6 protein-coding genes and 1 pseudogene are annotated in these 16,026 nt (G+C 67.3%); 4 read left to right on the top strand and 3 right to left on the bottom strand.

Going from position 1 to position 16,026, the window contains the following annotated elements; genetic code table 11:
• Positions 1–1,114 precede the first annotated feature (1,114 nt).
• From LP52_RS21735 to LP52_RS27475, 3 genes are all read left to right on the top strand, one after another.
• Entirely contained in the window at positions 1,115–4,585 is a 3,471-nt protein-coding gene (locus tag LP52_RS21735; RefSeq protein WP_040276300.1) for a LamG-like jellyroll fold domain-containing protein, read from the top strand.
• Positions 4,586–4,661: 76 nt separating this feature from the next.
• A complete protein-coding gene (locus LP52_RS21740) occupies positions 4,662–11,351 on the top strand; it encodes an RHS repeat-associated core domain-containing protein (RefSeq protein ID WP_157036432.1) in 6,690 nt (2,229 codons plus the stop codon).
• A gap of 37 nt (positions 11,352–11,388) precedes the next feature.
• Positions 11,389–11,916 carry a hypothetical protein gene (locus tag LP52_RS27475; protein WP_157036433.1) on the top strand — a complete coding sequence of 176 codons (528 nt, stop codon included), beginning with the start codon at positions 11,389–11,391 and terminating at the stop codon, positions 11,914–11,916.
• A 125-nt stretch (positions 11,917–12,041) separates the two neighbouring features.
• Here LP52_RS27475 and LP52_RS28530 read toward each other — a convergent pair.
• From LP52_RS28530 to LP52_RS21755, 3 genes and pseudogenes are all read right to left on the bottom strand, one after another.
• A pseudogene (locus LP52_RS28530) lies at positions 12,042–12,588 on the bottom strand (transposase); the annotation flags it as partial.
• Positions 12,549–12,698, bottom strand: coding sequence for a hypothetical protein (locus tag LP52_RS28075; RefSeq protein WP_202966154.1), 150 nt, complete (start codon positions 12,696–12,698; stop codon positions 12,549–12,551). The gene LP52_RS28075 and the pseudogene LP52_RS28530, both read right to left, overlap by 40 nt.
• 1,014 nt (positions 12,699–13,712) lie before the next feature.
• Positions 13,713–14,525, bottom strand: a complete 813-nt coding sequence (locus LP52_RS21755; RefSeq protein WP_040276234.1) for a PhzF family phenazine biosynthesis protein — start codon at positions 14,523–14,525, stop codon at positions 13,713–13,715.
• 1,066 nt (positions 14,526–15,591) lie between these two features.
• Between LP52_RS21755 and LP52_RS27480 the strand changes: the two genes are divergently transcribed.
• The gene (locus LP52_RS27480; RefSeq protein ID WP_157036434.1) at positions 15,592–16,014 is read left to right on the top strand and encodes a hypothetical protein; all 423 of its coding nucleotides are present in this window, start codon (positions 15,592–15,594) and stop codon (positions 16,012–16,014) included.
• Positions 16,015–16,026 lie beyond the last annotated feature (12 nt).

Consider the following 16,026-nt stretch of genomic DNA (forward strand, 5'->3'; position numbering starts at 1 on the left):
CTGGTACCGCCGCGCCGCCGACATCGGCCACCCCGGCGCCATGTTTAACCTCGGCGTGCTGCTGGCACAGGACGGGCGCACCGGTGAGGCCGAAGGCCGGCTGCCGAGGGAGCGGGAGGCGGAGGAGCAGTAGGGCCCTCCCCGTGTACCGCTGTCCTGCAGACGAGGGCTGACCGCCGCTAACGGGAACATATCGGGGGCCAGTGGGACTCCTTGCTGCGGCGCGACCGGTCGTCCGCCAGCTCGGCTACCCCTAGCAGTAGGCGGAATCCCGTGTATGGCGATGGCATGGATGGGGAGATCGCCCGGGCCATCCCCTCCGCCGAAATGAATCCGATGCCTCACGTGGTTGCTGGCCGCCCTGCCGGCCGAACCGTCGAAGGTGTGGCCCGTGACCGGGGCGTGGTAGGAAGCACGGTTTGCCGCGCGAACTCGCGGATGGTCGCGGCGTTGATGCCGATGACGCGAAGCCGGTGGGCCGGCCGGCGGTGTGACGAGCCGCTGGTGAACACCTCGAGGTCCTCGCGGGAGCACCAGTTTTCGCTTGACCCGGCGCTGCCTGCGTAGCCGATCGGTGTAAGGCCGTCTCCCGGTCTTTCCGCACGCGGTGACGCTGGAGTGAGGCAGGTATCAGGGAAGCCGTTGTCTCACCTGCGTCGAACTGCCGGTGTGAGTACCAGAAGTCGGATATACCCCCGTCCATCTACTGGCACTCCTCAAATAGCCGCTGGCATCGACTCTGGCGCTCCGCGTTCGGAGAGTGCCCGCAGAGTCGACTGCGATCGGCTGCTCCCTGGGCTTCTTACGTTGCTTGACCTGGCTTGACGCGATTACCCCTGTATGTGCCCCGATGGTCAAGATAAGTGGCCGTGTCCGGCCATCACTGTTATGCCCCCGAAGTCGTTCTCCCAGGGGAAACTCAGGCGATTCCCAGGTTTGCAGCGCACAGTCCGCCGTTGCCACCCAGTGCGCCGGGAGCGATTCCAGATGCTCCTGGTGACGGTGGTTGCGCCAACTGTTCATAAGCCGTTCTAATCGGCGCCGCGCTTGATCGCCTCCGTCCGGAGTACCCATCGCCGGGCGGACATCCCCCGAATGCAGAATGGGTGAGTCTGTGCTGCGCACGTTCCGTGCGGGTGCGGCCGGGACGGCGGCTGCCGTCCTGGCCGCTCTGCTGAGCGCCGTCCCGGCCGGGGCCGATCCCGTCGATCAGCCGCCGCCGGGCGATCCGCCGACCGAAGACCAGGCCCAGGCCGAGGCCGAATCGTCCGGTGAGCGGGTCGCGGTGGAGGAGGCCACCACCGAGACCACCGAGGTCTTCGCCGAGCCCGACGGCACCTTCACCATGGAGACCTCGCCGGTGCCCCAGCGGGTGCGCACCGGCCAGGGGTGGGAGTCGGTCGACACGGATCTGGCCGAGGTCGGCGACGGAACCGTGCAGCCCAAGGCGGCCCCCGCCGAGCTCGCCTTCTCCGGCGGCGGCACCGACGTGCCGATGGCCCGGGTGGGCATCGGCTCCAAGGACGTGTCGTTGGACTGGCCCGGTGAACTGCCCGAACCGGGGATCGAAGGTAACCAGGCCACCTACGCCGACGTGCTGCCCGATGTGGACCTCGTGCTGACCGCGGGGGTGGACGGCTTCACCCAGGTGCTGGTGGTCCACACCGCCGAGGCCGCCCAGAACGAGCGGTTGGAACAGCTGGAGCTGGCGCTGGGCACCCGCGGTGTCGACATGGGCCGCGACGACCACGGCAACCTCAACGCTCAAGACGCGGGCGGCGGCACGGTCTTCACCGCCCCCGCACCCACCATGTGGGACTCCTCGTCCGGCGCCGGGCAGGAGCAGCTCAGCCCCCGCAGCCAGGCCGTCTTTCCCCAGGCCGGGGCGCGCGTGGAAAAGGTCGACACCGAACTCGCCGGCGACACCCTGCGGCTGCGCCCCGACGCCGCCATGCTGGCTGATGAGGACACCCGCTTTCCCGTCTATATCGATCCCTCGGTCTCGGTCGCGCGCCAAGCGTGGGGCTACGTCAACCGGCAGTACCCGGGCGCCAACTACTTCAACTCCTCCGATGACGACACCGGCGTGGGATACGAGCCCCAGTACGGCAACACCAAGCGCGCCTTCTGGCGATTCCACGTGGCCAACCGCACCAAGCGCTCCCGCACCGAGATCCACTCGGCCACCCTGCGCATGGAGGTCACCCACGCCTTCGGCTGCACCGACGCTACCTTCGAACTCTGGCGGGTCTCCTTTCTCAGTCGGGCCAAGACCACCTGGAACACCCAGCCCGGCAAGTACGGCAAGCAGGACACCGTCAACGTCGACAAGGGCCGGCCCGGCTGCGGCGGCTCCGGCGTGGAGTTCGATGCCACCACCGCCTACCGCTCGGCGGCCGACGCCGACAACAACAGCGTCACCCTGGGCCTGTTCGGCAACGAGACCCGCTCGGGCAACAACCACGACTGGCGCCGCTTCGCCAACGACCCCAAGCTGGTGATCTCCTACAACAACCAGCCCGAGCAGCCCCAGACGGACCGCATGTCGGACGCGCAGGGCGGAATGTGCGCCACCGACCGCGACCAGCCCCGCATCATCAACGAGACCGAGACCCGGCTGCGCGGCTACGTGCGCGACTACGACTCCAAGCACACCGGGCAGAAGACCATGCTGCGCTTCGCCTGGTGGCTCAACGGTGAAGGCAGCCGCCAGGGCGAAGTCGACACCGCCTACGCCGACGTGGCCGAATACCCCGACGGCAGCTACCGCACAGCCACGATCACCGGCCTGCCCGAAGGCGAACTGATCGGCTACCGGGCCCTCGCCCGCGACGGCCAGGACTGGTCGCAGCGGTCGGACTGGTGCTGGCTCACGGTGGACACCTCCAACCCCGAATCCGGGCCCGAGGTCACCTCCACCGACTACCCGGCCGGAGATCAGCAGGCCGGCGCCGTCGGCGCCACCGGCGCCTTCACCTTCACCAACAACGGAGTCACCGACGCCGTCGCCTACCACTACAGCCTCAACGACGACTCCTGTTCCACCGAACTCACCCCCGACGAGCCGGGCGGGACGGTGACCGCCGAGGTCACCCCGCGCCGCGACGGCCCCAACCTGGTGCACGCCCGCACCACCGACGCCGCCGGCAACTCCTCCGAGTGCCGCCTCGTCTACACCTTCACCGTCGCCCCGGCGAGTGAGTCCGTCGCGCACTTCCCCTTCAGCGAGGGCAGCGGGACCACGGCCGCCGACACCAGAACCGAGCGCAGCGCCACCGCCGACGGCGCCGTCGAGTGGGCACGCGGGCGCATCGGCGCCGGATCCGGTTCCGGATACCGGACCCAGTCCACGGCCGTGTCCATGGACGGCTCCGGCCCCCGCATGATCACCCAGGATCCGGTGGTCGACACCTCCGGGGCGTTCAGCGTCTCGGCGTGGGTGAAGCTGGAGGACGACTCCCGCAACCGCACCGCCGTCTCGCAGGACGGCGACGTGCACAGCGGCTTCCACCTGGGTTACCAGGCCACGTACGACCTGGACCGCTGGGTGTTCAAGCTGCCCTCCGCCGATGCCTACGGCGCCTCGGGCTGGACCCGCGCGGTCTCCGACGAGGCCCCGAAGCTGGGGGCGTGGACCCACCTGCTGGGCACCTTCGACCCCGAGCACAACCGCGCCATCCTCTATGTCGACGGGGTGGCCCAGCAGATCACCGAACCCATCGACAATCCGTGGAAGGCCCAAGGCCCGCTCGTGGTGGGCGGCGGCCGGTTCGAAGAGAACACCAGCGCCCCATGGCAGGGCGCCGTCGACGAGGTGCGCGTGTGGGACCGGGTCGTCATCGGCGACCAGCCCGAGGAGTCCGACGTCGCGCCCGAACCGTGGCACCTGGCCAACGAGCCCGGCCTGCTGCAAGCGCGCTGGCGCCTGAACGAAACCGAGGGCACCGCCGTGGCCGACTCCTCCGACCACGGCGTCGACGGAACCCTCGACGCCGACCCGGCCACCGCCTGGAACAACGCCCTCAACACCGTCACCGGCGCACCGGGCGTGACCTTCAACGGCGCCGGCGAGCACATCCGCGCCGACTCGGCAGTGCGCACCGACCGCAGCTTCACCGCCGCCGCCTGGGTGCGCCTGGACGAGGCCACCGGCAACGGCACCATGGTCTCCCAGGCCGGCGCCCAGCAATCGGGGTTCCTGCTGGGTCACCAGTCCGGCTTCGACGACAAATGGGTCCTGGAGACCACCGCCGCCGACGCCGCCGGGACCGACGCAGGCCCCTGGTCACGCGCCAAATCCGACAATCCCGCGCAGTTCGGCCGCTGGACCCACATCGCCGCCACGTTCGACTACACCCGCAAGCGCCTGACGCTCTACGTCGACGGCGTGGCCCAGCAGACCACCGGCGAATGGACCACCCCCTGGCACGCCGGCAACGGCACCGTCATCGGCCGCGCCTGGCGGCTGGGGGAGGACGACCTGTTCTCCGGCCAGGTCTCCGACGTCCACCTGTACCAGGGCGTGCTCGACGAGGACGCCATCAGTGAGATCTATTTCGGCGTCCTGCCGCAGCAATTGACCTGAGCGCCCGCTCCGGCTACCCCCGTCAATCCCCTGAGCGATCCCTGCGGCGCGCCGCGCCGCCGGGTGGAGGCTGCACGTGTCTGACCCCCACGCCCCGGGCACCGTTCCCGATCCTGTGACACCCCCCGCGGAGGCCATCGACGGCAAAACGAGGCTGTGGACCCGACGGCGTCTGAAGCGCCTCCTGTCGATGGGTACGGCCTGGGTCGTCGTGGCCGGATTGCTCAATGTCATGCCGGCCTCGGCGCTGCAGGTCAACGACCGCCCGCGAGTCGACGATGAGGCCAGCGTCGCGGGGGAGTCCTTCGCCGCCGACGCCGCCGACGCCGCCGACGACACGAATGACGCGGTCGACAAGGCGGCTATGAAGCGGCTGGAGCAGGCCGCCTGGCCCGAGCCGGCCACCGTGGCCTTGGAGCAGGGCGAGGGCGCCCAGGCGCAGGCGCGCGACTTCACCGCACCCGGCGAAAACCACGACCGGCCGGTGTCGCTGGGGCCGGCCACCGACGACGTCCGCAAGAACTGGGAATCGCCGCTGGGGCCCGGCCGAGGCGACGACACCGACCCGCGCCCGCAAGAACACCCGGGAAGCGCGGGCCCGGTGCCCGCCGACGAGCGCCCGGTTCCGGCCCAGCCCGAAGAAACCGGCTCGCCCGTGCCGCCGACTCCCTCGGCGGAACCGACTCCGCAGGAGAGCGCTTCTCCGGCGCCGTCCGAGGCCGCGCCATCGGCGTCGCCTTCTGCGGCACCGGAGCCGCAACCCACGCCCACGCCGCCGCCCCCCACGTCCTCCCCGCAGCCCGAGGACGAGGCTGATACGCAGGTGCAGGAAGCCGAGCTGGAGGTGCTGGACCGCAAGCAGGCGCGGCGCCTTGGCGTGGACGGGCTGCTGCTGCGGCTTACCCGCACCGACGGAGCAGAGGGGGCGGCTCCGGTGCAGGTGGGGGTGAACTACGCCGACTTCGCCTCGGCCTTCGGCGGCGACTACGGATCCCGCCTGGACTTGGTCGCCCTCGACGGCTGCACCGATACCGGTGAGGACTGTGTGCGATCGGTCGATCTGGACGCGGTCAACGACACCGATGCGCAGACGCTCTCAGCCACGGCCCCGGCCACCGGCGGCGACGGCACCCTGCTGGCGGTGGCCGCCAACACCGAGAGCGAGGGCGGCACCGGCGACTACTCGGCCACCAAACTCCAACCCTCGGCCGAATGGAACATCGGCACCCAGACCGGCGGATTCTCCTGGTCCTATCCCATGGCGGCACCTCCCGTGGCCGGCGACCTTACGCCCAAGATCGCGTTGGGCTACTCCTCTCAGAGCGTGGACGGGCGCACCGCCTCCTCCAACAATCAGACCTCCTGGCTCGGGGAAGGCTTCTCCTACGACCCCGGCTACATCGAGCGCCGCTACGAGCTGTGCACCGACGCTGGCCACGATGCGGCCGACCAGTGCTGGGCCCGCCAGAACGCCACCCTGTCGCTGAACGGGACTTCCACCGAGCTGATCATCGACGATGAGGGCACGTGGCACCTCAAGGACGACGACGGTTCCAAAATCGAGCGTCTGAGCGGCACCACCAACGGCGACAACAACGGTGAGTACTGGAAACTCACCGTCCCCGACGGCACCCGGTACTTCTTCGGCCGCAACCGCCTGCCCGGCTGGTCCGAGGGGGATTCCACCACGAACTCGGCGCTGACCGCGCCGGTCTACGGCGACGATGCGGGCGAGCCCTGCAACGCCGAGGACTTCGCCGACTCCTGGTGCCAGCAGGCCTACAAATGGAACCTGGACTATGTGGTGGATGCCCACGGCAACGCCATGGCCTTCCACTACGGCCAGGAGACCAACCACTACGGCCGCAACCTGGAATCCGAGGCCACGCCTTATGACCGGGGCGGCTACCTGAAGCGCATCGACTACGGCCTGCGTGAGGACGATCCCTTCGCCACCGCTCCGGCCCAGGTGAAGTTCGAAGTCGGCGAGCGGTGCCTGCCCACCGACGACTTCGACTGCGCCCCCGGTAAGAGGAAGGAGGCCAACGCCGAGCACTGGCCCGACGTGCCCCTGGACCGCGAATGCGGCTCGAGTGAGGACTGCACCGGCAATCACAGCCCGGCGTTCTTCTCCACCAAGAAACTCGACCAGGTCACCACCCGCGTCCACGACGGCGACGGCTACCAGACGGTCGACTCCTGGCAACTGGACCACAAGTACCCGGATCCGGGCGATGGCACCGACCCGGCGCTGTGGCTGGAGGAGATCACCCACACCGCCCACACCGGCGGCGGCGAACCCCAGACCTACCCCTCGGTCACCTTCAACGGCACCCCGCTGCAGAACCGGGTGGATGCCCGCGACGACGGGCTCGCGCCGATGTACAAGTGGCGCATCACCGCCGTCTACACCGAAACCGGCGGCCAGATCGACGTCTCCTACTCCGACGCCCAGTGCCAACCCGACGACACCCCAGAACCGCACTCCAACACACAGCGGTGCTACCCGGTGATCTGGACCCCGGAAGGCGAGCAGGAGCTCACCGACTGGTTCCACAAGTACGTCGTCACCCAGACCGTCGAGATGGACCTGGTGGCCGACCAGCCCGACGTCATCACCTCCTACGACTACCAGGGCGGAGCCGCATGGGCCTACGACAAGCCCGACGGCATCACCCCCGAGGACCGCAAGACATGGTCCATCTTCCGCGGCTATGAGGAGGTGACGGTGCGCACCGGCCACCCGGATGCGACCCGCACCGAAACCGAGCACCTCTTCTACCGCGGAATGGATGGCGACCACCAGCCCGACGGCGAACGCTCGGTCACCATCACCGACTCCCGCGGCGACACGGTCACCGACCAGGAGGCCTTCAACGGCACCACCCGCGAGGTCATCACCCGCAACGGCGAGGGTGGCGACACCGTCGAAACCACCGTCACCACCCCGTGGAAGAAGCAGACCGCCGAACGGGACTACGACTGGGGCACCCGGCGCGCCCACCTCAGCGGCACCAAGAAGACCGAGACCCACACCGCCCTGCAGGAGGGGTGGCGCACCACCCGCACCGTCAACCACTTCGACGAGTACGGCTACGTCATTCGCACCGACGACCAGGGCGACGTCGACGACGCGGGCGACGACCGGTGCACCCGCACCACCTATGCCCGCAACACCGACACCTGGCTGCTGGACACGGTGGCGCGCAAGGAAACCGTGGACGTCGGCTGCTCAGCCGAGGCCGACCGGCCCGCCGACGTCGTCAGCGACAACCGCACCCTCTACGACGGCCAGGACTACGGCGACGCACCCACCCGCGGAATGCCCACCGCGAAGCAGCGGGTCGCCGACTACACCGGCGGCGACGCGCAGTATCAGACCACCAACGAGACCACCTACGACGACTACGGCCGCGCGGTGAGCGAGACCGACGCGCTGGGCAATACCACCACCACCGACCACACCCAAGCGATCGCCGGCGGGACGGCCACGGAGACCACCACCACCAACCCCGCGGGCCACACCACCACCGAGACCCTCGACGTGCGCGCCAAGGCGACATCCACGACCGACGCCAACGGCAACACCACCAGCCTGGCCTACGACGCCTTCGGCCGCCTGGAAAAAGTGTGGCTGGCCGACCGGCCCAAGGACACATTCACCGACAGCCCGAGCATGGAGTTCACCTACGACGTCTCCAAAGACGCCCCAGCGGTGGTCACCACGACGGCGCTGAACCCCAACGGCGGCTACACCACCGCCTACGAGATCTACGACGGGCTCCTGCGCCCCCGCCAAACCCAGAAACCCTCCACCGGCACCGGCCGCCGCGTCACCGACACCTTCCACGACTCCCGCGGCAACGCCGTCGTCGAACGCGACGCCTACTACAACGAACAGGACCCCTCCGGCGAGCTGTTCGTCGTCAACAACGACGACGAGATCCCCCGCCAAACGGAGACGATCTACGACGGCGCCGGCCGCGTCACCGACCAGCTCCACGTCTCCCGCGGCGAGGAGCAGTGGCGCACCACCACCCAGCACCTCGGCGACCGCACCAAGGTCACCAAACCCGACGGCGGCACCGCCACCACCACCATCACCGACGCCCGCGGCCGCACCGTCGAACTGCGCAAGCACCACGGCAACACACCCGAAGGCGCCTACGACGCCACCACCTACACCTACGCCAAGAACGACCAGATCGCCACACTCACCGACCCCAGCGGCGCAACCTGGGACTACACCTACGACCTGCGCGGCCGCAAAACCCAGGTGGACGACCCCGACACCGGAGCCTCCACCTACACATACGACGCCGCCGACCAACTGACCACCACCACCGACGCGCGCGGGCAGACGCTGCACACCACCTACGACGCGCTCGGCCGCAAAACCGAACTGCGCGACGACTCCGCCCAAGGCACGCTGCGCGCGGAATGGGTCTACGACACCCTGGAGAAGGGCCAGCTCACCTCCTCCACCCGCTACGTCGACGGCGACGCCTACACCGATCGAGTGCTCTACTACGACCGGATGTATCGCAAGGTGCGCAGCGAAATCGAGATTCCCGAGTCCGAGGAGGGCCTGGCTGGCACCTACCGGTACATGCACGCCTACAACCCGGACGGGAGCCAGCGCAGTACGAGGATGCCGGCGGCCGGTGACCTCTCCGGGGAAGTCGTCAGCCGGTTCTACGACGACCTCGGCCAACCCGTCGAACTCTCCGCTCGCCAGGACATCGTGGGGGAGACCGTCTACACCGAGCTCGGCGACCTGGCCCAGCGCGAGTTCACCCGCGGCGCGATCGGTGCGGAGAAGACCTGGGTGACCCGCGACTACGACGAGGCCACCGACCGCCTGTCCATGACCAGCCTGGTCCACCAGAACGGCGACGGGTCGCTCACCGGCCGTCACTACGACTACGACGACGCCGGCAACGTCCTCTCCATCCGCGACAAACCCACCGACGAGACCCGGTCCTCCGACGTTCAGTGCTTCGACTACGACCACCAGCGCCGCCTCACCGACGCCTGGACACCGAACGAAACCGGGGAAAGCGCGTGCGCAGCGGAGCCCGCCACCGGCAGCCTCGGCGGGCCGGCGCCGTATTGGAACTCCTACACCTACGACGCGGTCGGCAACCGGGCCACGAAGACGGCCCATACGTCCTCGGGGAACACGCTCTCCACCTACACCCCGCCCGCAGAAGGAGAGGGGCCGGCCCACGGTGTGGCCGAGGTGAGCGAGACGTCGGAGGGCACTGATCCCTCCGGCGGCGAGGAGACCACCTCGACCTATGACTACGATTCCGCGGGCAACATGGTCTCGCGCAGCACCGGCGGCCGGGATCAGGAGCTGACGTGGGACGCCGAGGGCAACCTCGCCTCGGTCCAGGGCGCCGCCGGCAGTGCGAGCTTCGTCTACGGCCCTGGCGGTGACCGGCTGATCCGCCGCCAGGGCGGGGAGTGGACGCTGTACCTGCCCGGCCAGGAGGTCACCTGGACCGCGGGCGAGGGCACCGAGGCAAGGCGCTACTACGAGCATGCGGGCGAGACCGTGGCGGTGCGCGAGAACGACGGCACTCTGCACTGGCTGTTCTCCGACCACAACGGCACGCCCGAGATCGCGGTCGATGCCGAGTGGGGAACGGTGCAGCAGCGCCGGTTCACCGCCTTCGGGCAACTGCGCAGCGGCAGCGGGTCCTGGCCGGGGGAGAAGGGATTCGTCGGCGGGACCGTCGACGAGGACGTCGGCCTCACACAACTCGGGGCGCGCTCCTACGACGCCGAGCTGGGTCGGTTCGCCTCGGTCGATCCGCTGATGGATCCGGCGGATCCGCAGATGATGCAAGGCTACTCCTATGCCAACAACAGCCCGGTCACGCTGAACGACGCCTCAGGCTTGTGTCCGGGAGCCGAAGGGGTGTGCATCATCGGCGGAGGCACCGCGAGCATTACGGCCACGGAGCGCGGCAACGGCGCCAGCGTCACGAAGACGTACAAGTACAACTTCAAGCACTACGGGACCAACCCCTACCGCACCAGCACGAGGCGGTGGGACTACGAGTCGGACACGATCACGACGTGGCGGTGGTCGCGGAGCAGCGGCCGCAGCACCACGACCTACAGCATCTACGGCCGTGGCGGCGGTGGCGGAGGAGGAGGTGGCGGCGGTGGTGGTCGCGGTGGCGGCGGCGGGCCCGCGCCGGACCCCTACGCCAACAACTCCCATGAGTACAGCGACGCCGAGCAGGCCCAGCAGCAGGCCGAATCCGACCAGCACTGGTATGAGGACGCTTGGGACGGCGTCCAGGATATCGGCAAGATGGTCAATAATGAAAACAGTTGGTTGGGCAAAGGCATAGCAGCATGTGCTGACTGGATCCCAACGTGGGGCGGGGCCGCGTGTGGTGCCGCGAAGACGGCCGGCTACCTGGTGAACGGGCAGTGGAAGAAGGCAGCTGGCGAGGCTGCAGGAACCGCGCTTGGATTCTTCGGTGGAAAATACTTGACCAAATTTTCAAATGAAGCTTTGGGCAACATTATGAACACGGGGGGTGCCATGCGGGGGCTAACGCAGCGACAGGCGGCCTTCCATGCGAAATTGAACACAACCGCGATGCATGGGATCGCGGACTTGAGTACCATGGCTGGGAGCAACTTTACATCGAAAGTAACGACGGAATCTCTAGGGGGACAGAGTTCCCAGACAGCGCCTTATGCGGTTTACCCAAACGGATTGTCAAACGTCCCCTTGTACTAGTCAGGCGAGTGCGACGCCCCAAGCGAGGAGATGAGAAGTGTTGATCGAGGGAGAAATAAAAGCTGAGTTCTCGATCGAGCCGTGTAATATCAGAGAATTACTCTGGAAGCCGGCTGTCCCCCTCTTGGTTCCCGGCGTCGGAATTACTGTGATTGCGATCATCAATAGTGGTGCCGTTGCAGGTCCGATTGTCATGGGTGCTGGCTTTGCTGTTGCAGGATTTATTCGCTCGATTTTTTGGGTCGTGGCATACAGGAAAAATGCGTTCCGTCTTGATCTGAGTGGGGTGACGCTGACTTCGTTGAAAAAAAGGAGATCGATCCCATTGGATGAGATATCGGGCATCCGATTTCTCGTGCCGGCGCAGAGTCCCGCGTACCAGCACGGTGGATTTCAGGCGGTCGAACTGGAATTGAAGGACGGGAAAAAGGTCAAGCACAAGGTGGCAATCTTCAAAGAAGAATGTGTAAACAAGTGGCACGAATTACAGGAGGTGGCGCCGCATCTTGGGTTCAAAAAAGATGAGACAAAAAAGTTAATCGGCGGTGGTTTTTGGAGAAAGTAAATAAACCGGAGGTTGCCATCCTAAATGATTCGCTCTCGGGGGCGGTTGATTTTTTTCATGTCCGGGTGGAAAAAATGGCCCGGCTGGCGAGGTGGTTTGCTCCGGGGGGTGCTTCTATGGGTTTGTCAAGCCGCTTGGGCCACGGGCGGCTGGTAGAACGTCCCGTCGCGCAGCATCGCGAACAGCGCGTCGCAGCGCCTGCGGGCTAGGCAGAGCAGGGCCTGGTTGTGGTGCTTGCCGTGGGCGGTCTTGCGGTCGTAGTAGGCCCGCGAGGGCGGATGGGACAGCGAGGCGAACGCGGCCAGGAACAGGGCGCGTTTGAGCTGCTTGTTGCCCCTGCGGGCAGGGTTCTCGCCTTTGATGGAGCTGCCCGAGGCCCGCGTGGCCGGCGCCAGGCCCGCGTAGGAGGCCGGATGGGCCGTGGAGGCGAAGGCGGATCCGTCGCCCACCTCGATCAGGACGCGCGCCGGTCCTGGCCCCGATGCCGGGCATCGAGGTCAGGACCTCCGAAAGAGGGTGGGCCTCCAGCAGGGCTTCGATCTCGGCGGCGATGCGGGCGCGCTGCTCCAGCGTGCGCAGGCTCTGGGCGAGGCTGGCGATGACGGTGGCGGCGGCCTCGGTTCCAGCCACGGTCACCGTCTGCTCCTCCAGCGCGGCGATGACGTCCGCGGCAGGCGGCGGGCCATGTGCGGCGCCTGGGGGCGCAGGAGCTCGTCGAGCACGGCCGGGCTGCCCGCGAAAAGGGTGTCGGCGAAGGCGTCGACGATGTGGAAGGACGGCATGACCGAAGACTAACCGTCGGCCTGCCATCGGCTCGGACCTGTCGGTGCGAGCCACGAGGTCGGTTGCCGCGTCCCATATGTGGAGGTGAGGAGGGGCCGATCGCTGTGCGGCTCGAGGTCGAGGCGAGCGTGGTCCCAGCAGGCTTCTTCTAATCTCGCGAGCACAGCCGCGGAGAACATGCCGCGCAGTCCTCCGCCGTCTAACGACAGGATCTGGAACCGTTCGCCCGTCACCGGCTGCCCCTCCGCTGTACATCGTCCGACGCGGGACTCTCGCAGACCACACCGACATCGTCGGCGTTGTGGCAGCAAGTCGCTGGCCGCACGCGACTGCGCGGTTGCGCAGGAGGTGAGCAAAAGGTGGCCAACAGCGGTGCTCCTCACTACGCGATGCCGAAGCGGTGTCTGTCCGGCCCTTCAGAGGGGGCTGCGGAACGTAACGAACTGGGTGGGCACTATATGTTGGGTTATACGATCCTAGTGTGCCCCATAAATAGCGATTCCGCACGCATGTTCGACAAGGCGTCTGCGCCTCAAGGGTCGGATTCTCACCGAGGGTGGCAGTCTAGGTTCGGTCCACGTGAGGCCCGCCCCTCGAGGAGCAGTCCCGGTCAGCCGGCGGCGCGGCCCCGGGATGCCCATGGGCAGCGGTTTCGAGCCGGAGTAGATCAGCGCCACCTGACGTTGCTGCCAACAGACGAGCGGACCTTGGTGATGACCGTGCGCCCGATCTTCCTGGTGCCGTCCGAGATTGGCGTCGCGCCGCCGAGGCCGGCAACGCCGGCGCGATGGTCAACCTCGGCGTGCGGCTGGCGCAGAATGGGCGCACCGGTGAGGCCGGAGATCGGCTGCGGCAGGTGCGGGAGGCGGAGGAGGAGTAGGCCCCTCCTCGTTTACCGCTGTCCCGCCGACGAAGCCTGACCGCCGCTAATGGTCCGTTATTGGAGGTGGGGCGCTACGTGGGCGGTGAGCACTTGAGGACCAGGGTCGATGTCGGTGGTGGTTCGCGGGGGTTCATGTGTGGAGTTGGCCTGAGGCGACGGTGAGGGCGGGTCCGCCGATGCGCACCCGGTCGGGGGGTTCCTGCGGTAGTTCGATCGCGAGTGTGCCGCCGCGGGGCGAGCATTGGCGGGCGAGCATCGTGGTGCGGTCGAGGCGCTGGGCCCAGTAGGGGCCGAGTGCGGTGTGGGCGCTTCCGGTGACGTGGTCCTCGGGGTTGCCGACGGTCGGGGCGAAGAACCGCGACACGAACGCGTGCTCGTCCCCGTCCTCGGCGGGCGCGGTCACGATGACCCCGCGCAGGCCGATCATGGCGCGGGCCAGGGATTCGAGGTCGGGGCGCAGGGCCTGCACCTCGGCTGCGGTGTCGTAGGCGAGCAGGACGTCGCCCAGCCCGGTGCGCCCGGTCCAGGCGGGTTGGGCGCCTATGGCCGCGAGGACCCCCTCGGGTGGGGCGGCGGCGAATGGCGGGTTGGCGGGCAGGTCGAGCCAGAGGCGGCCGTCTCCGGTCTCGACGGTGAGCATGCCGGCGCCGGTGCGAAACCGCAGTGGCCCGGCGGCGCCGGTCTGGGTCAGGATGTGGGCGGCGGCGAGGGTGCCGTGTCCGCACAGGGCCAGTTCCTGCCTCGGGGAGAACCAGCGCAGTTCGTAGTCGGCGTCGCCGTCCCCGGTCAGTGGCCGCAGGAATGCGGTGGCGGGCTGGTTGAACTCGGTGGCCACGGCCTGGGCCCAACCGTCCCCATAGTCCCCGTCCAGCGGGACGACCACGGCCGGGTTGCCCGCGAAGGGGGTGTCGGTGAAGGCGTCGACGATGTGGAAGGGCGGCATGGCCGCAGCCTAACCGTCGGCCTTGCAAGGGCCTCGGCCGAAGTGCTTGATCGGCTTCAACCGCTCGATGCCACGAGGTCGGTTGTCGCGTCCCGGATGTGGAGATGGGGGAGGGCGGCTGTGCGGCCCGAGGCTCACGCGAGCGTGGTCCCAGCATGTCCCACCCTGGTCCCAGCAGACTGGCGACGCAGCGGCGGTAGCGCGCTATAGGTGCCGTGACCTGTGGTTATGTGGTGCACCTGGCAGGATTCGAACCTGCGGCCGTCGGATTAGAAGTGCGCTTTAATGGTGCCGAGCGGCACCGAATCATGCCGCTACCTGTTATTTTATCCGTCGGAACTCTGCCGTCAATGCCGCACCGTGACGCCGTTTGCCGCCCGCGTCCTTAACAGCCGAGCGACGGTGGAGCACGCAACTCCAAGTCTCATTGGTGGAGGGTTCCGCCGGTTGGTCTCTGTCGCCGGGTGGGATCGATCTCTCGGAAGAAAATCTGATGCCCGGATTCTATGCTTCGCTTTCGCGTCTCCAATAATCGAAAGCTGCCGCGACGGTGAGGGTGTTGGGGTGGTGGGGGCCTAGGACGCGCTCATGGTCTGCCAGGAGGTCGGCGAGTAGGTCGCGGGGCACTGGCCGCGTCACCCGCTTTGCCGGTCCAGAAGGCGAGATGGTCCGCCCGATGAATTGCGACCGGCATTGGCTCGCGTGTGCACCCGTGAAGAGTGGCATGAGCGGCCGCGCCTTGCCGGCGGGCGAAGTGTAGGGGCGGTGCCAACATCCGTGCAGCCATGGTGTCAATATATGTATCCGTCCACATTCAGACACACACAGCAACGATGACCTCCACGGCACGTCATGGGAGTGAGATCGATTGCGATGTTCTGTGTCACTCTTGGAAGCAACTTCGGCGAACCGGTCACTCTGTTAGCGTCGCCCTGGCCCGCACGCTGCATATTTTGGAGTTGTATTGATTTTGCGCCGGACCGCTGTCGCCGCCTCGGCCGTAATCGCCATTTTTTCCTCAATGGGCGTGTCCGCAGTATCTGCTGACGAGACGAATGAGCTCAACGTGATCTACGAGGAGGAGGTCATCTTGACAGACGACGACCGACTCCTCGAGGTGGGCGAAGACAAGGACGTCGAAAGCCTGGAGAAATACCAGCAGGAACTCGCCGAAGAACGCGGCGATGACTCGGGTGTCGGTGCCCTCGACTATGAATACGGATACCTCACGAACGGCACCTTGCGAGTACATGCTCCGTCGTCGTGCAACTACGCGGCAGTCGACTATTTCAAGGATGGTGGCTCGACCATCACCGCTCAGTTCGGCGCCAGATGGAATAACAAGGACAAACGGGGGAGTACGCAATCAATCGCCCCGGGTGGCCGCGGTGGCGATGTGTTCTACACGTCGAGCTCGACGCCAAAGTCCTTCCAAGGGATCATGTGGGTTAACGGAAATGACTTCCGGACGGAGTTCGCTGCGTGCTAGTAACATAGAAGT

It is taken from the genome of Streptomonospora alba (assembly GCF_000826685.1).
Lineage (GTDB): Bacteria > Actinomycetota > Actinomycetes > Streptosporangiales > Streptosporangiaceae > Streptomonospora > Streptomonospora alba.